General features: G+C 45.0%; 11 protein-coding genes. 1 reads left to right on the forward strand and 10 read right to left on the reverse strand.

Annotated elements, in window-relative coordinates:
* Positions 1–22: 22 nt before the first annotated feature.
* Complete coding sequence (locus tag RIH33_RS08455; protein WP_406650443.1) at positions 23–3,043, reverse strand: SusC/RagA family TonB-linked outer membrane protein; 3,021 nt, start codon at positions 3,041–3,043, stop codon at positions 23–25.
* 914 nt (positions 3,044–3,957) lie between these two features.
* Here RIH33_RS08455 and RIH33_RS08460 point away from each other — a divergent pair.
* Positions 3,958–4,866 (forward strand): PKD domain-containing protein, encoded by a 909-nt coding sequence (locus RIH33_RS08460; RefSeq protein WP_406650445.1) that lies wholly within the window; start codon positions 3,958–3,960, stop codon positions 4,864–4,866.
* A 138-nt stretch (positions 4,867–5,004) separates the two neighbouring features.
* Here RIH33_RS08460 and RIH33_RS08465 read toward each other — a convergent pair whose 3' ends face one another.
* From RIH33_RS08465 to RIH33_RS08505, 9 genes are all read right to left on the reverse strand, one after another.
* On the reverse strand, positions 5,005–5,745 hold the full coding sequence (locus RIH33_RS08465; protein WP_406650447.1) for a FadR/GntR family transcriptional regulator: 741 nt from the start codon (positions 5,743–5,745) through the stop codon (positions 5,005–5,007).
* Between the two features lie 452 nt (positions 5,746–6,197).
* Positions 6,198–9,341, reverse strand: coding sequence for a T9SS type A sorting domain-containing protein (locus RIH33_RS08470; protein WP_406658707.1), 3,144 nt, complete (start codon positions 9,339–9,341; stop codon positions 6,198–6,200).
* A gap of 94 nt (positions 9,342–9,435) precedes the next feature.
* Positions 9,436–11,277, reverse strand: coding sequence for a sulfatase (locus RIH33_RS08475; protein ID WP_406650450.1), 1,842 nt, complete (start codon positions 11,275–11,277; stop codon positions 9,436–9,438).
* Complete coding sequence (locus RIH33_RS08480) at positions 11,277–12,692, reverse strand: sialate O-acetylesterase (RefSeq protein ID WP_406650452.1); 1,416 nt, start codon at positions 12,690–12,692, stop codon at positions 11,277–11,279. Before RIH33_RS08480 ends, RIH33_RS08475 begins: the two co-directional genes overlap by 1 nt.
* A 172-nt stretch (positions 12,693–12,864) precedes the next feature.
* Positions 12,865–14,379: a sulfatase gene (locus tag RIH33_RS08485; protein ID WP_406650453.1), complete on the reverse strand. Its 1,515-nt coding sequence runs from the start codon at positions 14,377–14,379 to the stop codon at positions 12,865–12,867.
* Between the two features lies 1 nt (position 14,380).
* On the reverse strand, positions 14,381–15,820 hold the full coding sequence (locus RIH33_RS08490) for a carbon starvation protein A (protein WP_406650455.1): 1,440 nt from the start codon (positions 15,818–15,820) through the stop codon (positions 14,381–14,383).
* Between the two features lies 1 nt (position 15,821).
* Entirely contained in the window at positions 15,822–18,050 is a 2,229-nt protein-coding gene (locus RIH33_RS08495) for a glycoside hydrolase family 3 N-terminal domain-containing protein (protein ID WP_406650457.1), read from the reverse strand.
* Positions 18,047–20,050, reverse strand: coding sequence for an FAD-dependent oxidoreductase (locus RIH33_RS08500; RefSeq protein WP_406650459.1), 2,004 nt, complete (start codon positions 20,048–20,050; stop codon positions 18,047–18,049). Before RIH33_RS08500 ends, RIH33_RS08495 begins: the two co-directional genes overlap by 4 nt.
* Positions 20,047–22,320: a glycoside hydrolase family 3 N-terminal domain-containing protein gene (locus tag RIH33_RS08505; RefSeq protein WP_406650460.1), complete on the reverse strand. Its 2,274-nt coding sequence runs from the start codon at positions 22,318–22,320 to the stop codon at positions 20,047–20,049. The genes RIH33_RS08500 and RIH33_RS08505 overlap by 4 nt, the downstream gene beginning before the upstream one ends.
* Positions 22,321–22,391 lie beyond the last annotated feature (71 nt).

The following is a 22,391-nucleotide window of genomic DNA, read 5'->3' on the forward strand; positions in this document are numbered from 1 at the left end:
AAATAAAACAACCGTCAATTGTTTAAAAACCCAGGTTTAGACCCACAGTATAGGTTTTCACGTTAGGGTAACTACCATAATCCAGTCCCAGATTCCTGTTGGAATCAGCATTACTTGTTGAATTATTGTAGGCAGTTTCCGGATCCAGCCCAGAGTAATCAGTGAATGTCAAAAGATTCTGTGCACTTACATAAAACCTTAGTGATCGCACGTTGACCTTATCAAGTAAGGATGATGGCACTGTATAGCCAAGGGCAATATTCTTTACACGCAAATAACTACCATCCTCTATCCAGCGAGAGGTTACTTTTAGCGTTCTGTCTGTATCTGCTGAAGGAATAGTCCCTTGAGCATTGTCTATCGGATGATAGCGGTCAAGCGCGGCAGTTGACACATTCCAGGTACCTCTAAAAGATTCCAGTTCCATTCTGGTAAGGTTCATCATATCATTACCATGAACACCCTGAAGGAAAATGTTCAAATCGAAATTCTTGTAGGTGAAGTTGTTGTTCAACGACCAAACAAAATCCGGATGTGGATTACCAATGATTTTTCGGTCATTGTCATCCAGTATTCCATCATCATTCAAGTCTGCAAACTGCTCTCCGCCTATTTTTCCATCTGAGCCATCCAGCAGAGGATCACCGGCCTGGGTCACTCCCTCATAGACAAAACCGTAGTAAACACCTACAGGCTCTCCTATTTCCAGTAGCTGAAAGCCAGAAGCGATATTGAAATGCCCCGGAGCGTCCTCATATTGAATCCCGGCTGTGTCAGCCAATGACACTATTTCATTTCTATTCATGGAAAAAACAAAATTGGAGGTCCAGGAGAAGTTTGCTCGTTGCACATTTCGGGTGGTGATAACAGCTTCAAGACCCTTGTTTCTAACTTCACCAGCATTCTGAATCTGCGTGGCCGTTCCTGCTACACCGAGAAACGATGGAATCGGACGATCAAATAGTAGATCACTGGTAAGTTTATTGTAGTAATCCACAGTGAAATTGATCCTATCATCCATCAATCCAACATCCATTCCAACGTTCAGCTGAGAAGTAGTCTCCCAGGTCAGATTAGGATTTGCCAATGTGCCCAAAATAAAAGCACCTTCGCCTGGTCTGATTGAATATTGCGAACGTAAGGTTGCCAAAGAGCCATAAGCACCAATGGCCTGATTACCTGTCAGACCATAACTGGTTCTGATTTTCATAGAATAGATTGGGTTAAAGTTTTTCATGAAAGCTTCATCACCAATGTTCCAAGCTATTGCTCCGGATGGGAAAAATGCCCATTTGTTATTCGCAGCGAAATTAGAAGCACCATCATATCGACCAGTGACTGTAAACACGTATCTATCGAATAAGGAGTAGTTCAATCTGGAATAGTATGATTTCAATATTCTTGTCGAGGTTCCTGAATTTGGAGCAGGCCATGTAGCACCTCCACCTAAATTCCAGTAGCTCACTGCCTCAGAAACAAAGTCACTCGAGGTAGCCAGCAGATCTTCGTCCTGTGATTTCTGATAAGAATATCCATTCACCCAATTGATTCGGTGTCCGTCAAAGTCCTTTTTGACAGTGAAGTAATTTTCCGTCAGCAAATTGATCGCCTTATCAAACTCCAGCGTTCCGATACCACCATTGCCTCCTCTTCCAAGCTGTGAGGAAGTAAAAGTGCCCTCTCTATAAGAAGTAACACCAGCTCCCAGGGTAGATTTGAAACTCAGCCAATCAAGGATCTTAACCTCCGCAAAACTATTGACCTGAAATCTGTCAGTAATTCTCTCCCGATCAATGCCATTGGCAATGGCCACCGGGTTGTCTATATTATCTCCCAGTTTGGATTGGGTATAATTACCATCTGCATCGCGCACTGGTGTGTCAGGCTCCAATCTGGCTGCTGCTCCTAACACCCCTGTATTGCTTGATCCGCCGGTGGTTTCCTGGGTAAGCACACCATTTTGAATGCTCCTTCTACCATAAAGATTCACCCCAAGATTTACTCTTTCAGAGGCCTTCAAGGACAAATTACTGGTAATCGAGTAGCGCTCATAATCCGAATTCACGACAACCCCTTCCTGCTCAAAGTGGGTAGCAGATATGTAATATTTCGATGAAGGACTCCCTCCACTTACGGATACCTGATTATTCCAAATATGACCTGATTTTAATATTTCATCCTGCCAGTCGGTATCCACATCGGGATTGTAATCATAATTTGGAAGCACCTCCAGAATATAATCTCTGAAGTCTTCGCCTGATAACAAGTCCAAACGATCGCTGGCCTCCTGATAAGAATAAGAACTATTGAAGTCAACTTTCATCTTACCTTCAGTACCGCTTTTGGTGGTGATCAATAATACACCATTGGCTGCCCGTGATCCATAAATAGCAGTAGCCGACGCATCCTTCAAAATTTCCATGGATTGAATATCCTGTGGGGGCGGCATTTCACCTCCTACAAAGCCATCCACTACTCTGAGTGGTTCACTGCTGGCATTAATGGAACTTCCGCCTCTTATTTTAAGACTGAAGTTAGCTCCTGGCTCACCACCGTTAGTAGACTGGATCTGCACACCAGCTGCCCGACCTTGAAGCGTCTGAACGGCGCTCAACGCAGGAAAAGCGTTTAATTCTTCGGATTTTATCGAAGATAAGGCTCCGGTGTTATCGCTTTTCCGAACGGATCCATAACCAACTACTACTATTTCATTAAGTTGCTGTAGATCCATCTCTATTGACACGTCTATCACAGACCTGCCAGCCACCTGCACCTCACTGTTCACATACCCCACAAAACTCACACGCAAAACAGCGGATTCCGGATCGGCTACAGTGATCGAATAGCGTCCATCCATATCAGTAATGGTACCGTTGGCAGTACCTTTCTCGAGTACCGTGGCACCCGGTATACCCTGGCCGTCCTCGGCCGAAGCAACAACGCCGGACACAGTCATCTGTGCAGACGCTAAATACGACACAAAGCACATCGCGAATAACGCCATGTACTTGCTCTTAATCTTCAATAGTAATAGTCTTCTCATAATTTAAATCAACTAAACAACAGAAAAATAATTGAACTGATTGATCGGTCAATTGATTGGTCAACCAATTGCGCTTGGGAGCAATATAACTATTTTCAATAACATCACAAGGAAATTAAAAATAATTCAGTGGCGAGATCACAAAAGCGATTCTTTTTCAAAATATGTCAATCCCCTCTTTTTGAACCCCTCAGGGGCGTTCTTACTTAACAAATCTTCTAAATTGGTCGACCAAATATTTTTTTATTGAAGTTTAAGTAATACAACACAGCAAACCGACCTGGAAGTGCAAGGTACTTCTATGGGAAAATATGGCGTGATCTGTCCTGAACGGCACATATTGAGTAATGCCGTACAATTCCTACTGGATCCTAACCGCCGGAATGCTTACCCGTGCCGTTTCCTCTTTTCCACTCCCCACGACCTCTAATCAATGATCTTTACACATTCCCTCCGGCTGCTCAGATCTCCCCAGAACACACTGTGAGGAATTACAAGAATTGAATTTTTTTCACTCAAAATTGGTCTGCCAATTTAAAATTGCTTAATTTACCAATCACATATTACTAAATTCGTTTTTCCATTCATCTGAATGAGAGGCAAAAAGCATGAATGTAATAAGGAAAGCCATCTTATATCTTGACCTGGAGCTAATGAATGAAGAAGTGACTGATAAAAATGGAATGACTACCATTCACAATTCCTAAAGCATTCAGAATAGGAAGTCTGTAGCATTTCAGTAAAATAAAAATTCAATAAATAATCCAATACTAAAAGTGTAAAAATTATAAAAAAGAGAATTTCAACACCATTTGGGTTGATTTCTTGCAATACAACTTTCTATACTCTATATTGGTCGACCAATCATTGGAGCACCATTAATAATATTATTTACTACTAAACTCAAATTAATTATGAAACGAACATTTCTATCCGACAAGAAGGCAACAGCCTTTTTCTCAAGAGGCCTGGCGGCATCTATATTAGCCTTTGGGGCACTCATCTTCACTACATCTTGTGGAGAGGATGAAAAAGTGGATCCTCCAGTACCTGCAGCTGCATCTTTTGTTGCTCAAGTGGATGTTTTCGAGGTGACCTTTGTTAACTCGTCTACTGGCGCAGTAAGTTCTGCCTGGGATTTTGGAGATGGCAACACTTCTACCGAACTCAATGTAGTACACACTTATACATCACCGGGTGATTACACCGTAACACTCACCGTAACCGGTGAAGCTGAAGACACTGATACTGCCGAAGAAGTAGTGTCAATCGTTATTCCAGAGTCATCTTTTGAAAATGGTGATTTCGATCTGTACCCTTCTGACCATGAAATGTACCAGGCCAACAATGACATGTGGGAGCCACCAACTGTAGACGATGGCTGGACAGGACGTGAAGGCTTCAGAGCTGGTGGTATGACCACTGACGGTAAAAAGCTTGAGGATGGCACTAAAACAAACGGTCTTAAAATTTATGGTCCGGAGCGCGGTGCTTACCAGGTAATTGATGTGGTTCCTGGTGCTACTTATGTAGTGACATTCGAAGCAGCCACCGAGGTAGTTGACCAGCCAGCAGTGGATTTGGTATCTGCATACATTCTCACAGAGGAAATTAAAACCGAGGCAGCTATTACAGAAGCCAATACGATGGCAAAGGTTACGGTAACCAGCTACGCCACAGCAGCTAAAGGTGAGTTCCAAACCTATTCTATGGAATTTACAGCAACCACTGACAAAGTGCTTTTCTTCCTGATCAGTGATGATCCACTTGTGGATGGCACCCGTGAAGTTTGGACAGATAATTACGTTATCGATTTCAAATAAGCGCTCAGCGCACTTGTGCAAAAAAAGGCTGCTTCACTTTCGTGAAGCAGCCTTTTTTATTTCATTACTACAAATCTCACACGAAGCAGGAGATGTCTTTGACTTAAATCAACGACTCCACCTCTCCTGAATCTTTGTTTATTTTTCGGCCACTGCTGATCCGTCTATTATTTTACTTTGAGTCAATGAAAAATTCAAAATATCACTCAGGTGCTCCTTCATCGATTCGGCAGCCTCTTCAGGTCTTTTTCGCTCAATGTGCTCCAATATCTTGTAGTGTTCGTCCAACGCGGTAACCGGGCGATCGCCCCCGCACACATTGTTTTCCTTAAAATAGGTAAGAATGTCCGGCGTAATGATCAACATCAGGGAGGTCAGCACCGGGTTCTTGCTAGCCTCGGCTATCTTCAAATGAAACAACAAGTCACACTCCACCGAGTTTTCACCCTCCGAAACAACCTTTTCGTAATCCGACAATGCACTGGCGATAGACACAATGTCGTCATTGGTCCTGCGCATGGCCGCAAACCGCGCAGCATTCACTTCCAAAAGCACCCTGGTTTCTACCAAAGCATGAAAATCGCTGCCCTGCAACTCAAGAACGTCTGATATAAGCCCCTCAAGGGCCCCGATTCCAAAACCAGCCACCACGGTGCCACTCTGTGGGAGCGTCTTTAAAATACCGTAAAATTCAAGCTTGCGAATAGCATCTCTCACATGGGTTCGTCCTACGCCGAAACGCTCACTAAGCATACGCTCAGCAGGCAGCCTATCACCCGGCTTCAATTGACCAGAAGAGATCAACTGTTTAATCTGCTTGATGATCTTATCTCCCGGTTTTTCAATGACTATTTCCTTAAAGTTATTCAGCAAGTCCATGTCCTTATAATAATTTGGTGTCGATAATGACCAGTTTATTCTAAATTATAATCTCTTCAAAACTTTAGCCACTTTTTATACATTTTTTTGTTCTGAACAGTTCCGTCTGTGCTAAAACAAGCCATTAAATACCATCAAAAGTGGATTTCGGTGATACAATCAGAAAAATCGGGCATTAATCGAGTGGAAAGATAAGCATAAATTTTGAGCCTCAAAGCCCCACCAACACCGACGACTTTCTATCTCACTGACGGATATATTGCATGTAAAGAGATGAAAATTCCTTTCAGCAAGGGGCTCTCTCTCCCCTTTCAAAAATTATAAAATCCACCACGACAATTGTCTACACAAAAAAAGCCACTCTGGCGAGTGGCTTTATGTAGTCCGTAGGGACCAACTAATATTTGATTATTGTTGTTTTCTCCACCCAATATCCACTTAATCAACTACCATTATCGCTTAATCACCATACGGTTATAATGCTTACCACTTACACTTAGTCTCAGCAAGTAAACGCCCGATTTCAAATGACTCATATCAATCTGAGTCATACCTTGCGATGTTTGTTGGCTTACTGGAACCCGTTCACCCTGAAGGGTGAAAACATCGAGATAATCCACTCCTCCATCCACAGTAACATGAAGGTGATTTTCTACAGGATTGGGGTAAATAGACAGTTTTGGTGATTCCACTGGTTTCCACGTAGTGGTCAAACGAGCCCCACTAGCCGAGCTTATGGATATATCCCTGAATGTCGCTTTACCTTTTTTGGTATTGTCGTGAGCAGTAACCGCCAGGCCAACATAGAGATCACTACTCATAACAACTGTGGAGCTATCGATAAGTGCCCAGGTGTTCCCGTCATTGGATTGGTAGGCTTCAAATAAATCCCCCGATCGTTTTAGCTTCAACCAGCGATCAATGCTGGTTGCGTCGGAACTTTTTACGCAAGTTCCGCCAGTGCTTTGTCGGGTCTGATAGGCATTCCCATTTTCCGGAGTGATGTACACCATTGCGTGCTTTGAGTCGGCATCAAGCGTCTCTCTAAACATCAATCCTGCCTTCATATAATCATCTACATCAGGTGATATTGAAGGAATCATGGAGATGATTTCTCCATCTCCTGAAAAGGGCTGATAGGCGTACTGAAACTCATCGGCACTTCCCCAAATATTACTACCCGAACCTTGAATCACGAAAACCTGACCAGAATATTTGTCTACAGTACTACCAGCAAGCCCTACTGACCCAATATCAGTATTGTCCCAGGGATCTGGTAATGAAGGAACAGAAACATTGACACCTATCGTGCGAATATTATCTATATAAAAAGTATCGGCTGTGGCTATTCCAGGTGACATCAAAAATACCATCCGGTCTACAAGGTTGTCTGGAACACTTGCGTCGGGTGAGCTTACATGATTGAAGATTACCCTGTGCCATTCACTCTGTTTTAGTGTTCTGGCTTCATAGATACTATGCCTACCTGCCGGCGAGCTGCCCAGCATGGAATCATTTCTCAGTTGAATTTGCATCAGCGTGCCCACTGGTGCTGCAGTTCTGAGGTTAATAGCAAATGCTTTGGCTTCCGACTCATACTCAGAAGCATCTTCAATCGCCTCATTGACAAACGTAAGCCCATCATAAGTCGCTCCGCTGTTTCTGATATACATGGAAGTGGAGTCCGTTTTGTTTACGCTCTCAATCCACTCATTGGCTACTACGGAATAACTTCCACTCGCGCTCAGCTGAGTGATAACACTGGTCGTTTCATAGTTCTCAAAAACGATATCAGATGACAGTTTATCTTCAGATTCTTTTTCAATCCTGATATTGTCAAAATAGTAAGTATATGAAGAGCTGGTACCTGCATCGAAGGCAAACACGAGCTGGTCCACCAAATGGTCTCCAATGGACGGGTCTGGAATGTTGTAGAAGTCGAATGTGATAGATCTCCATTCATTCTGTGCAGGCACTGTGGTTTTATACACACTATTTCTACCTGCGGGATAACTCCCTGCTGCAGCTGCGGCATTGTGAAAGTTGAGCTGCAAGGGTGTACCTATGGGTGCATCGGTATAGAATTCCATCCTTACTTTGAAATCACCATTCTTGAACTTCCCGGCATCCTCTACTGCCACTCCGCTGGAAAACGTAAACTTATCATAAGGATCTGACCCGGGAGCTACATATCGCCCTACCGAGTCAGTGAAATTACCTGTTTCCTGATATGGGTTTGCTATCACGCTGTACGTCCCCACGGAAGAGTCTAAAAGTAACGCTCCTGTTCCTTCATAATCCATCAAAAGATCTGTGGCATATTGTACCTGAAAAGGTATGTTCATTAAAGCAACTTTGCTATTTCCATCGAGCACAACCGCATATAGGCGATATGCTCCTTTTTCAGAGGGAGCTGAAAAGGCAATACTATCATCGCTTTGATAGGTAATCAGCCCATCAAGCCCGGGAAGACTCTCACCGGAAGTCGCGTCATCCAGGTCATATCCTTCTTTGACCACATACCATTCATAGCTGAGACCATCACCATTGGGGTCATACGCATCTACAGTGGCCCAGTTCATACTTCCTACTGAAAGACGTACATTATCACCTTCCTCCTGACCATTCAACACCATCTGAGTAATACGAGGTGCTCGCTCTGCCGGATAGCTACCCGTCCATGAGTACTGCATAGCCTCTACTACTTCTGTTGATTCTCCATTGACGGTGAACAGGCTATACCATGACTCTACTTCTCCGTGATTTTGATGCCCCCAGACAAATACATAAGATCCCAGGCATTGTCCCATCGGGTTGGCCGCTATATAGCTGCTATAACGTGTTCGGTAGATATAAGCTTTACTCGTGCTACTAAGCTCAATGGGTGCATTCCATGCGGTTTCATCTGTTTGCCAGGTACCATCCACACCCCACTCTGTCACAATGTAGGGTTTGGTCCAGCCATTGGTGGTCAGCTGATTTTCCAAATTATCGAGGGTTTTGTATACATTGATCCCCAGTACATCTATTTCCGGAGCTCTTGCCTTGATTTCAATAATATCCACATCATGGGCAGAGGCCAACACCGTCATGGTAGGATGCAGTGTGTCCTCCTCATGGATCATTGCTGCAATGTCATTGACAGCATCCCACAATCGATAGTTGGTATAGCTGGCGTCTGCTTCATTCCCGATGGACCACATGAGTACTGCCGGATGATCGCGGTACATTCTCACATAATTTCTAAAATCCTCTAGTTGTGCACTGACTGCCGCGGTATCATTATAGTTAAAAAAATCTTCCTCACGCCCTGCGTAGAGTCCCATGGTAACCGTAATACCCAACGAATCTGCTTTGTTTAGCAAGTCTATCGTAGATGAATCCGTGGAATAGGTTCTAATGGAGTTGCCTCCATATACTGAAAGTGAGTCCAGAAAATGACCGCTGAAAGCGGCCCCATTTACGTAATAAGGGCTACCATCGCGATACAGTTCAAAAGTTCCGCCGCTCTCTTCGATGGAGACCTCCACACCTTGAGATTGAGCAACTAAAACAGAGCATAGTGCTCCGAATACTAGTAAAAGTTTTTTCATCATTTATTAATTTGGGTAAGCTCAAATCAATTCATTAAATGATAAAACTATCTTCAATAAAGTGTCAGAAATCATGAAATAATTGCCAACAATGGCATTATCTGGCAGAAACACCCCATTTTCTCATCAGGGCCTCAGAAGCCAACAGGTCATACCTGAATCGGTCTCTCTCAATCGAATTGTTGTAGGTAGACCGCACTGTTGCCTTGACGGTGTCATCAGCTATTTCAAACTCGCGGATAAAGCTCAACGCTCTTGCACGGCTAAAAGGCTTAGCCGTTTGATTGAGAACCCTTTTGATCGCATCGAGTGCTAAATCTGTCTCTCCCTGAAGGTAAAGGGTTTCTGCGGCTACCACTACCAAATCGTGAGACTCATCTTTCAAAACTCGCTTCAGCGCTTTTTCATGCTTCTTCTTTAGTTGATCTTGATGAATTCTCAAACCAACTGTCGCCCAAAAGCGAATAGGCGCTTCTTCTGATTTCAATCCTTTTAAATAAAAATCAACATCTGCTGAACCTGAGGATTGATCTGCCCAATTCAGAATGGACTCCAGGTCGAATGTCCCATCTCTCATGAGATCATAGGCTGCTGTCGTTGATTGATTCACTTCATCCAAGAGCATCTGCTCCGGAACAAATCCCGTGTCTCCAATATTCAATACCCAAGCCCGATTAGCCGCTCTCATTTCTACCAAAACGCTTTCATACTCCGGATTTTCGGCAAGGTTATTCACTTCCCACGGGTCGTTCTCAGTGTCGTATAATTCCTCTTTCGGTTTTTGTTTCCAGAAAGTCATTTGCGCTTCATTGCAATTTCCTTTTGTGCATTCCTGCTCCCAGGAACTAACAGATGGAGCCTTCCACAAATATTCGATGTATTGTCCATAAATCTCATATGGGAGATAATTTCGGATGTAGCGATACTTCTTATTTCTGACTGCCCGAATCAAATCATGACTCGCATCCATTCTGTCCCGAAACATGTATACATTCTCAGGCTCTTCTGTTTTCTTCGGACCTAAAAAGGCCCTGCCTTGCATATAATCAGGGATGGACTGGTCTGTTATGCTCAGCATGGTTGGCGCCAGATCCACAAAACTTATGAGCTCATCTACCGCTTCTCCAACCTCCGACGGCCTCAGCGTTTTGAATTTTTCAGGGATGCGAACGATAAATGGAACATGTGTGCCTGTCTCGTACACGAAGCGCTTGCTTCTTGCCAATACACCTCCATGATCGCTGAAATAAAAGACCATGGTATTTTCTGCCTGACCGCTTTCTTCCAATTCTTTTAAGATTTCTCCCACACGTTGATCCATCAGGGTGATCCGATCATAATACTGCGCCCAATCATGCCGAATTTCTTTGGAATCGGGGTGGTAAGGCGGCAAAACCATTTCCTCTGGACGGTGTATTAGTGATGAATCGGGGAGAACCCTATGCAAAGAGCTCTCATGTGAAATACTGGTATTGACTACATGAAAAAACGGCTGACCGTCTTCCCTATTGGCATAATGTGCCTCGCGGGAAGATTCATTCCAAAAAGCATCAGTAGTGGAAGTATTGTAATCTTTCTTGGACATGTTGGTGCAGTAGTAGCCCAGGGTTCGGAGATACTCGGGAAAGAAGCGAACAGTATCCGATAGCGGATAATTGCTCCGCATGTGCTGATTGCCATTGGAGTTGGCATAAACTCCGGTAATAATCGTATTTCTGGCTGGGGCACATACGGGGGCGTTTGCATATGCCCGGGTGTAGAGGTGACCTTCCTTGGCGAACTGATCAATGTTGGGAGTAGTAGCCAGACTATCTCCATAGCACCCGATATATGGGCTATTGTCCTCACTGACGATCCAGAGAATATTGGGTAATTGTTGGGCTTCTAATTGCTGAGACTGCCATGCAAAAGCACAAACGAGTAGTAACAGATTTCTCATTATTCTTTTTTAGGTGATCTGGTCGCATCCTCCCAATCGTCTGTTCGAAAAGACGAGGCAGGCAAAAAACTATCTTCATATAATGTGCCAACCACCCAATTACTCCAGGCATACCTCACTGCCAATGGTTCAGCCACCTGTTCCGACCTAACAAGCACATCCCTTCTATTGACAATTTCTGCCTTGGCGGGATAGAACACATGGTCTTCTCCAGCAATCTCAAATCCGGACAACTCTTCAAAAGCATAAAGGCCTCTATCCACGTTTTTGAATTTTAAGAGAATCTTATCATTCTGAATTTCCAGAGCGTCGTATACCGGAGATGTTCCGTCAACATACTCATATCCATAGGTCTGACTCAGTGCGTTATACAGCAGCCTGTCGGCTACTTCCTTTTTCTTGGCTGGGTGGATGTTGAATTGTTCTCCTGCATCCAAAGTTATTGCGATACCTGAATTTGGAATTAGATTTACACATTCCAGCTGTGCTTCTCGCATGAAAGCAGAGTTTGAATTGGTGTTAAAAACATCAGGTTTGTTGTAGAAGTACGGGGCGATTTGCACAAAATAGAAAGGAAAGTCACCGATCCCCCAGCGGGTTCTCCAATCCTCAACCATGGTTGGGAATATCTTTTTATAACTCTCAGGATTGGTGTAGTTGCCCTCCCCTTGATACCATAAGGCTCCTCTTATTGTATAGGGAATAATCGGGTTGATCATGCCGTTAAAATGTGCTGTCGGGACGACCCTTGATTTTGCCATGTCTGCATCCTCAATGTTCACTTCCTGAAACTCACTCAGAGCCTCCTTACTAACCCAAGCCTCCACCCGGCTACCACCCCTCCCTGACTGAATGAGTCCCACAGGAACATCCAAAATTTCTTGTAATTGTTGACCGAAAAAGTATCCTACCGCACTGAATTTCCACACGCTTTCCTGTGACGCCAGTTCCCAACTAGCTGCTTTTCCAATTTCACTTTGAGGTGTTTTTGCTCCGATCTGCGGTACCACAAATAGACGGATTTTAGAATTTTCTGATTTGGAAATCGCCTCATTGCTCCCAAAGGTTGGCTGACCATTAAACCCTCGAACGGGCATCACCATATTGGACTGTCCCGAGCACAACCAAACCTCTCCGAAAAGTATGTTTTCAAGGTTTATTGTTTCGTCCTGAGATTTGATCTTAACTGTTTGAGTTTCCTTACTTCCAGTGGTGGCTACTTCAACCTTCCAATTGCCTTCGGCATCTGCGCTCAGCGCCAATGGCTCCTGAATCCACGAGGCTTCCAGTATGAATTTCTCATTAGGGTCAGCCCATCCCCAGAGGACAACCGTTGTGTTTCTCTGGAGTACCATGTTTGAAGAAACAATGGCCGGCAATGTGATCCTGGCCTGTGCGCTTAGCAATGCAACCAAGATCAAGCCAGTTAAAAGTGAGAATCGTGTATTCATAAATAACCTCATTAAACTTCAAAATATGTTTTATTCCATCAAAATCTTACTCTTAAAGAAGGAACACGGAAATTCCGTGCTCCTTGACTCAATAGTATAAAGAAGTATTTTTCGCCAGTAACCTGTTCAAAACAGATTATTTGAAGTGTCTATAAAAACCCTCTGGGTTCTTATATGCGCTCAAAGTTTGTTCATTCACTAGGCCAAAAGCCACTCGATGATCAGTCAAATCCTTCTGATACGTCGAATCCAACGCGTCATTGACCATCTGAAGTGGTCTCTTTCGCATGTCATAGAGCTGTTCATTATGCTCCTTCCCATTGTAATAAATGCCATAATAGAAGTCTTTGGAGACGATGCCCATACCTGTGGAAAACTCTACTGGAATATATGACCGATCGATTTCTGACTGCTGTCCTAAAAATATTCTGGATATGTCCTTTCCTTCATATTGAACCTTTGGTTGCACACCAGCCAGGCCAAAAATAGTAGGCAGTAAGTCCAATCCATTAGAAACCAAATTCGTACTATCCACAGTTTCGTTAAAGTCGGGGTGGGATACTATAAACGGCACATGACAAGCCTCATCATAAAAAAAACCTTTCCCCGCCATTTGATGAGCTCCATTCTGCTCGCCATGGTCGCTGGTAAAAATAATATAGGTGTCATCATATCCAGCTTCCTCCAGGCCTGCTAATAGTTCACCTACTTCCCGATCAATCTCCTCTACAAACTTCACATATGCAAAACGGTGAAGCCTCCAGTCGATAGAATCGTACTGACCTCTATAACGGCCAAATGAGGCAGCCATCCCTTTGTCCTCTTCTCCAATTCCAGAGATAACACTCGGCTCATCCGATTGTGGCAGATAGTTATCAGGCAGTGGCGGCGCATTATCCAAATAATAATTGATAGGTTCAAAACCACCAGCACCCGTTTCGCCCTCTGGTATTCTCAGGTTGGCAAGCACAGATTCCCTTAACAAATCTTGCCAGCCACCCCCATCAGTCCGCTCATTGATCTTCTCCAAATCAAACTGATTGTCCCTGATGTGAGCATAGCAAATATCATGTGGGTTCATCAGGGAAGTGACCATAAAAAAGGGTTGGCCTGAATGCTCTTCCCGATGCCTTTTGAGGGTTGCAATAGCTTTAGGTACGCAATCCACCCCCCGGTATTCTTTGCCATTTGAGTAAACCTCAAATCCAAGGTCTTCAGGTTTGAAAGCATAATCTCTCCACCCAAAGTGATCCTTCCCTCCATAGTAAGCCTGATAGCCGGCGGTTTTCAATTCGTTAGCTATCTGATGGCTCTTCACATAGGCTCGCACATCTACTTGTTCATTTTCAATCCCTTTGGGTATATGAAAACCAAAGTAAGTGGGTCTTTGACCAGTAAACATACTTACTCGTGAAGGGATACAAACAGGGTTGATTGCGTATGAGCGATCAAATCTTACTCCGCGCTTGATTAAGCGATCAATATTGGGGGTATGAACGTACTCATTCCCCACAGCAGAGAAAAAATCCCAATTCAACTGGTCACTGATAATGAGAAGAATGTTTGGCTGCCTGGGTTGATCTTTTTTTCTCTGATCACAGGATACTACGATCAATCCAATAGTAAACAAAAGGGTTACAATCCGTTTCATATCAATTCAATTTTCCGGCTAATTTCAAAGACTTACTTCTGAACATTACCAGCACTACAAGGGCGAATGATGTGAGTATCCCGATGAAAACAGACACATCTACAGGTAATGAAAAACCCTCGGGAGCCAGCAAAATGTAGGAAACCACTACGGCTGTCATAAATACCGATGGAATGAGCGCGATCCAGAAGTTTTTGTTTTCACGAATAAGATAAACGGTGACCGTCCAGAGCACCACGGTAGCCAGGGTCTGATTAGTCCAGGCAAAGTACCGCCAGATCACCCCAAAGTTGACCAGCGTTAATAAATACCCAACTATAAAAAGAGGAGCACTGATCAACAGGCGATTTCTAATTGACTTCTGATCTGATTTCATAAAATCTGCAATGATGATGCGAGCACTTCTGAAGGAAGTATCACCCGATGTAATCGGAGCTGCCACCACGCCCAAAATTGCCAGCAACCCACCCAGGGTACCTAATGCCCCATTGGATATTTCATTCACCATAAAAGCGGTATTGTCTCCATTCTCAAGCATCGTAAGGTTCAGTTCGCTCACACCTCCAAAAAAACTCATGCTAATGGCTGCCCAAATGAGGGCAACTACTCCCTCAGTAACCATGGCTCCGAAAAACACGGTTTTCCCCTGTCTTTCATTGGTAATACACCTGGCCATCAGGGGAGACTGTGTGGCATGAAACCCCGAAATAGCTCCACACGCTATGGTGACAAAGAGCATTGGAAATACCGGAAAAGACCCGGGCTTATAGTGATAGTTGGTAAAACTGGCCAGGCTCAGCTCCGGTACCTTCATGTCCTGCCAAATCATAGCGACGAGCAGGCCAAAAGCCATAAACAACAACGCCATCCCAAAAATAGGGTAGAGCTTACCAATGACCTTGTCAATAGGCAAAATGGTACTGAGCACATAGTAAGCAAGAATTATTACTGTCCATCCAAACAAGTTAACAGAGCCCTCGGTCATTCCCGCCAGTATTTTGGCAGGTCCTAATAAAAACACTGCGCCCACGATAATCATAAGCAATACCGTAAACCCACGCATAAACTGTTTGATCCAATTACCCAGATAATACCCGGACACCTCAGATACACTCTCCCCTCCATGTCGCACAGACAGCATGCCACAGAAATAGTCATGCACACCACCGGCAAACAAGCTGCCCAGTACGATCCACAGAAAAGCAACAGGCCCCCAAAGTGCACCAGCCACCGCTCCAAAAATGGGCCCCAAACCAGCGATATTCAGAAACTGAATAAGAAAAATCTTCCAGGTAGGCAGTTGCACAAAATCCACTCCATCAGGTTTGGAAACCGCAGGTGTTGGTCGCGCAGGTTGTATACCAAATATCTTCTCAATAACATTCCCATAAATCCAATATCCAACAACCAATACGACTATTGAAATGCAAAGTGTTATCATATTATTCGTGAATTAATTCAAATGTTTGTGACAATACCTCGGCACTATTTGGGCCAACCATAACCGAAAAAATACCAGATTCTGTAATGTAATCGTCGCTCACTGAAGACCAATATTGAAGCATTTTGGCATCTATCACAAAGGAGAGTTGTTGATCTTCGCCTGGTTTCAACAGAATTTTCCGAAAGCCTTTTAACTCCTTAACAGGTCGGACGATCTCTCCCACATGATCTCTGATATACAGCTGCACTATCTCCTCCCCCTCTACATTTCCGATGTTGGTCACGGTAACAGACGCCTCTATGCGGTCACCTAGGGTAATATTCTCTCTATTCAGTTTTAGGTTTGAATAGCTAAAAGTGGTATAGCTCAGGCCGAAACCAAACGGGTAAAGAGGACCATTGGGAATATCGATGTATTTGGAAGAATACTGAGAGGAGGCAGCCGGTCTACCTGTGCTATAGTGGTTGTAGTACAATGGCACTTGCCCTACATGGCGAGGAAACGTCATGGTGAGTTTACTTGATGGGTTATACTCACCAGCCAGCACTCTGGCAATGGCATTACCACCCTCTGTTCCTGGAAACCAAACATCCAGAATGGCATCTACATTTTCCTGATACCATGAGATGGTGAGCGGTCGGCCATTGAACAACACTAATACCGACGGCTTGCCCGTAGATTTTACCAGTTCGGCAATTCGATTTTGATTACCGGGAATGTCAAGCGTGGCTCGGCTGGCAGCCTCGGCTGACATTTCCTTTGGCTCACCTAACGCCAGCAAAACCAAGTCTGCGTTCTTTGCTGCTTTGATAATTTCAGCCTCTTTCAGTGGACTTTCTTTCCAAAAATCGCCAACATTCAGCTTGGTTATATGGGCTCCTGGAAATTGGTTTTTCATTCCTGTATAAAGACTAATCGCATCACTTGTATCCCCCTTGGCAGACCACCTCCCCAGAATATCTTTTGAGTCTGCAAAAGGTCCTATGATCGCGATGTTTTTAACCGAGTTGCCCATTGGCAAAACGCCATTGTTCTTAAGCAGCACCATAGACCGCTCAGCGGACTCACGAGCCATTTTACGGTGAGTCTCAGATAGGGTAAGACTGTCTGTTTGCTCAGCTGTTGCAAAGCGGTAAGGATTTTCAAATAACCCTAATTCAAATTTCTTTTGAAGTATACGGCCTACGGCTTCATCAATTATTCTTTCGTCCAACTCACCAGAATCAATCAGCTGTTGAATATTTTCATGATAATTTCTCGATTGCATTTCAATGTCAACTGTACCCGTCAAAGCCTGATTTGTAGCTTCGCTCGCATTGGTCGCATAGCCATGTTTGATCAATTCCCCTACACTCCCAAAATCGGAAATCACAATTCCTTCAAAGCCCAATTCCTTTCGTAAAACAGCTCTCAGAAGGGGCTCATGGGCCACTGTGGGAACACTCTCCACCACGTTGAAAGAGGTCATCACTGACGCAACGCCTTCATCAATGGCCGCCTGAAACGGAGGCAGGTGAATGTTTCTCAGGGTTTCCTCACCAAAATCTGCAGTGTTGTAATCACGACCACCTTCTACGGCTCCATACCCAATGAAATGCTTGACGCAGGCCATGATCGTCTGCGGGTCGTCCAACCCACTATTTCCCTGAAATCCTCGAATAGCCGCCTGAGTCATAAGCGATGAGAGAAACGGGTCTTCGCCGTTTCCTTCCATCACCCTTCCCCATCTTGGGTCTCTGGAAACGTCCGCCATTGGTCCATGATTATAACTAATGCCCGCACTTGCGGCCTCCAAAGCTGCGATCTGGTGCGCACGGCGTACCATAGCTGTATCCCATGAGCATGATAGCGCCAGGGGCATGGGGAAGATGGTTTTGAAACCGTGGATTACATCATAATTAAAAAAGAGTGGAATCCCGAGACGGCTTTCTTCCACTGCAAAGCGCTGCATCTCCTCTACATCATGCACATCTCCCGGCACAAGTATGGAGCCTACTCCACCGGCCTTTACCAGTTCGATGAGGTCACGTGCCTTTTCGCCATCTCCCACCCTGGCGTGTCCCCTACCCAGACACTGATACATCTGACCAACTTTTTCATAGAGGGTCATCTTCTGGAGTATAGAGTCTATTTGCTCGTCATATGGACCACTACTTCGCTGCTGAGGTTGAGTATTGCAACTAAAGCCTGCAATGCCAGCCAGGAAGATCCAGAGAAAGATCCTCATGACCCAACCGTTTTTTGAGGGACGAGCAATACTGCATCGGCACGAACTACACCGTCTTCATTTGCCTGGATAGATACCGAGTGCTGGCCTGTAGAATCCAGCAAATGAACTCCAACTGAGATCCATTCTCCTGATGTCTGTCCGATTACCTCCACGTCATCGACTAAAATCTCGAGTGTTTTGGTTTCATCACCCATGCGGAATTTTACGCTGGTTTTAGGTGACACGCCCGCAATTTTGCTGAAGTAAACAAATACTTCATAGGAGGCGGACTGAGTAACTTCCAGTGGAAATGTAACCTCTCCGGTGCCTTTACCTTCCAATGCATCCTGACCAAAGCAGTCTTTGGAAACGACCTGCCAATCACCTTTCACAATCACACGTTCATCCGTATTGTCAATGAGAATCTCAGGCTGAGAGCCGTCAGAAAGAGGGTCTGTGATCAACGACTTTTGGATCCGAAGATGATCAACAGCTTGTACCGCTTGTTTTTCCTCTATAGCCTCAGCAGCTGCCAATGCAGCCACTTGCCCCAAAGCCATAAAGACGGGCTCCATTCGGATAGAACCATAAGCGATATGACTGGCAGACAAGCAAACAGGCACCAAGAGGTTGTCACATTCCGTTTGCTTAGGCACCAGAGCACCATACCCAATGGGATATGGGCCAAAGCCTCCGATCTCTACATTCCCTTCGTTTTTCACCATGGCCACACCGTCCTTTTTCACCACTACACGCTGACAGTTATGCGAATCCATCGTGTAAGCTGCCAGGGAAATCGGGTCTTTCACCACTTCCTTTGCCTGACAGTGATGCTGCGTCATGACCGTCTGCCCAACCATCCTTCGAACTTCCCTCACATATAGCTGAGGTGACCAGTGATTGTTATCAGTATATTCATCCTTTGGGTATCCCCAATCCTGCATCTCCTTTCTAAGCTGCTCAGGTACGCGCGGATCTGTTTTGTAGAAGTAAAGCAATCCCTTGGTATAACTTTCGTGCATTTCTACTATGGCTTTGCGTTCCTCGTAAGAGGCCTCAGGATAGTCATAGTTCATGCCTATCATATCTGTAGAAAAACCTCCGCGATTGTTGATGTCTGTTTTGCCTCCAGGCATCCTACTCCAAATAAAATAATCGTTAAGTGACCGCCTGTCTGGCTGTGCCTCAAACAACCTCAGCAACATCTCATACCGGGAAGAATCATAGTCTGTAGGACGGGAAATAGGTACTTGATTGGCAGCATCATTGGTGAGACAGATGCGAAAGTTATAGGCTTGTAGTTTTTGATCACCTGTGCCATCCGGAGCCACCTGAGCAGGACTGATTCCCCAGATCAAACCACTTGAAGAATCCCCTTTGATCTTGTAAGGGTCTATGAAATCAGGGAATTGATGTCGTTTTCTTAGCTGTACTCCATTGTAGGTTTCCCCATATTGTTCGTTGCTTTCTCTCCCCACGGTATATGACACTCCAGCTTTGGCCATAAGGTCTCCTTCATAGCTGGCATCTATAAAAACCCGGGCGCCCAAAGTCAACGAATGATCAACCTTATCTCGGGACAGGGTGATTTCATGAATAGAAGCGCCTTGTTTGGATACCTCCTGCAGCCTGTATCCATAGAGTACTTCTACATCTGCTTCCTTGAGGTAATCATCAAAAACTTTGCTGGCGGTACCAGGTTCAAATATCCAGCGCTCAAAAACACCATATTCTTTACCTATCCGTCTGTAAAAGTCTTTCGCGAGGCCTTTGATGGCATATTTATTCCCAATATCGGTATACCCCAGGCCTCCGGTAGTCAAGCCACCCAGGTGATTGTCGGGAGAAATCAGCAACACTTTTAGCCCCTTCATCTCAGCCGTGTACGCCGCAATAATGCCAGATGAAGTGCTTCCATAAACGATCAAATCATAAGAACCAATCTCTTCATTGGAGGTATTGCATCCAGAAATGATTGACCCAAAAAGGATGAGAAACGCGAATATTTTGATTTTCATTGGATGATAAGTTTAGCTGATTTTAAATCTTCATTGGCGGAAGAACTTCCTGTGGATACCAAAAACGCTCCGGCTTCTATTGTTCTTTCCATGTCCAGGTTATAAAAAGCGAATGCCTCCTCGTTCAGCTCAAAAGTCACACTTTTGGTCTCCCCGGGGGACAAACTGATGCGCTCGAAGGCCTTAAGCTCCTTCATTGGTCGGGTGACTGAACTATAGAGATCACTTACATACACCTGCACCACTTCCTCTCCCTCCAGATCGCTCGTATTGGTCACATCCACGCTGACCCGCACAGCATCACCAGCCGCTATTTCAGCCGTTGACAACACTGGATCACCATACGTAAACTTGCTGTAGCTCATACCATAACCGAAAGGATATAGCGCGCCAGTTTTGGACCATTTATATTTTTTGACATAGTGCGCACGCTTGTGATTGTAATAAGAGGGTACCTGCCCCACATTGCGTGGAATGGTGATGGGAAGTTTTCCTGATGGATTTACCTGACCAAAAACAACCTCTGCAATGGCCTGCCCACCGGCACTTCCGGGCTCCCAGGCCTCTATCACGGCGGGTACATTTTCTGCAATCCACTCCACTCCCAGCGGTCGGCCATTAACCAAAACAACTACCACCGGCTTGCCTGTCTTATGTAGTGCTTCCACCAACTGCTGCTGCTTGCCGATTAAGTCGAGGTTGTCCCGGGCAACATTCTCACCATTGGTCTTAAGCTTACTTTCATACCTCAGAGAATTGCTGCCTACCACCACCACGATCACGTCATTGTTTTCACTCCTGCTTACCGCCTCGGCAATGTGCTGATCCGTGATCTCGGTCACCTGCTTACCCATGTTGTAGTAGTTGAGGTCTATATCTTGTGGTTTGACCAATGCAAAGCCCTCATGCACTGTAGTGATGTTATCTTCTGGCTGCTCAAAGCTCCAGTCTCCCATTAAGCTGTGGTTACCGGCATTGGGCCCGGCGATGAGGATACTCTTCACTTTATCTGCTGATAAGGGCAAGACATTCTCATTTTTCAATAGCACAATGGATTTGCGAGCCGCCTCCAACGCCGTAGAGGTGTGCACCGCGGTGTGAATGGATTCGCCAATTTTGTCTTCATTGACAAAAGGGTCTTCAAAAAGGCCCAACCTGAATTTTGCCTCGAGAATTTTGCGCACCGACTGATCGATTCGCTCTTCCTTTAGGCGACCCTCGTTGACCAGCTCTACTACCGGCTCCAGAAAATCCGGACCATGCATGTGCATGTCCATGCCCGCATTCACCGTAAGATAACAGGCCTCTTTCTGAGAGTCAACCACACGGTGAACCGTTTTGAGTCGCTCTATGTCCATCCAGTCGCTCACCACAAACCCATCAAATCCCATTTCACCTCTGAGCATGTCCGTCAGCAAGTATTTGCTGCCATGGCATGGGTCACCATTGATGTCGTTGTGTGCTGCCATGGCTGTGAAAGCACCCGCATCGATGGTTTTTTGATATGGGGGAAAGTAAATCTCTCGGAGGGTACGTTCACTCACATCCATTGGTGAAGCATTCAGCCCATTCACAGGTTCGCTTCCCGCCACGAAATGCTTGATACATGCCAGCACATTGTCAGGTTTACTGAAATCCTCGCCCTGAAGACCCTCCACCATGGCGACACCCATGGCACTCACCAGGTAAGGATCTTCTCCAAAAGTTTCGCCTACTCTACCCCACCTGGGGTCACGGGCCACATCCACATTGGGAGAAAAAGCCCAATGCGATCCTGTGGCACGCATTTCCTTAGCGGTCTGCTGTGCCACCCTCTTGATGAGATCAGTATCCCAGGTAGATGCCAGACTTAATGGTGTGGGATAAACAGTTGCCCCTTCATATAGTGCGTTTCCGTGTATGGCATCTATCCCAATGAGTAATGGAATCTTCAGCCGGGTTTGCTGCGCAGCTTTTTGTAGTTCATTGGCTTCTTTGGCTGACAGCACATGTAGGAACGAACCAATTTTGCCCGCCTTAATCAAGTCATAGAGGTCCTTGCCACTCAAACCGGGATAAAATGCGTTGGCATCATCGGCCATTAGGTCGATCGGGGTGTTGAGATCAGCAGATTTCTTTAGATGAAACAACCCCACATACTGACTCATTTGACCCACCTTTTCCTCCAAAGTCATTTTGGACAACAGGTCTTCTACCCTTTGTGCCACCGGAGCGTCCGCATCCAAATAGTCCTTCTTTTGATGTCCTTCAACACTTTGGCAACTATTCAATGAATAAATTGCAACTAACGAAATTAACAGACAACTCACTAATCCTTTATAATATAGTCTCATCGTATCAG

Source organism: Marinoscillum sp., from assembly GCF_040222955.1.
Classification (GTDB): domain Bacteria; phylum Bacteroidota; class Bacteroidia; order Cytophagales; family Cyclobacteriaceae; genus Marinoscillum.

What these genes read in the sequence shown, in the direction of transcription:
- RIH33_RS08455 (WP_406650443.1), bottom strand. Translation starts at nt 3,043, where the DNA reads ATGAGAAGACTATTACTATTGAAGATTAAGAGCAAGTACATGGCGTTA.
- RIH33_RS08460 (WP_406650445.1), top strand. Translation starts at nt 3,958, where the DNA reads ATGAAACGAACATTTCTATCCGACAAGAAGGCAACAGCCTTTTTCTCA.
- RIH33_RS08465 (WP_406650447.1), bottom strand. Translation starts at nt 5,745, where the DNA reads ATGGACTTGCTGAATAACTTTAAGGAAATAGTCATTGAAAAACCGGGA.
- RIH33_RS08470 (WP_406658707.1), bottom strand. Translation starts at nt 9,341, where the DNA reads ATGATGAAAAAACTTTTACTAGTATTCGGAGCACTATGCTCTGTTTTA.
- RIH33_RS08475 (WP_406650450.1), bottom strand. Translation starts at nt 11,277, where the DNA reads ATGAGAAATCTGTTACTACTCGTTTGTGCTTTTGCATGGCAGTCTCAG.
- RIH33_RS08485 (WP_406650453.1), bottom strand. Translation starts at nt 14,379, where the DNA reads ATGAAACGGATTGTAACCCTTTTGTTTACTATTGGATTGATCGTAGTA.
- RIH33_RS08490 (WP_406650455.1), bottom strand. Translation starts at nt 15,820, where the DNA reads ATGATAACACTTTGCATTTCAATAGTCGTATTGGTTGTTGGATATTGG.
- RIH33_RS08495 (WP_406650457.1), bottom strand. Translation starts at nt 18,050, where the DNA reads ATGAGGATCTTTCTCTGGATCTTCCTGGCTGGCATTGCAGGCTTTAGT.
- RIH33_RS08500 (WP_406650459.1), bottom strand. Translation starts at nt 20,050, where the DNA reads ATGAAAATCAAAATATTCGCGTTTCTCATCCTTTTTGGGTCAATCATT.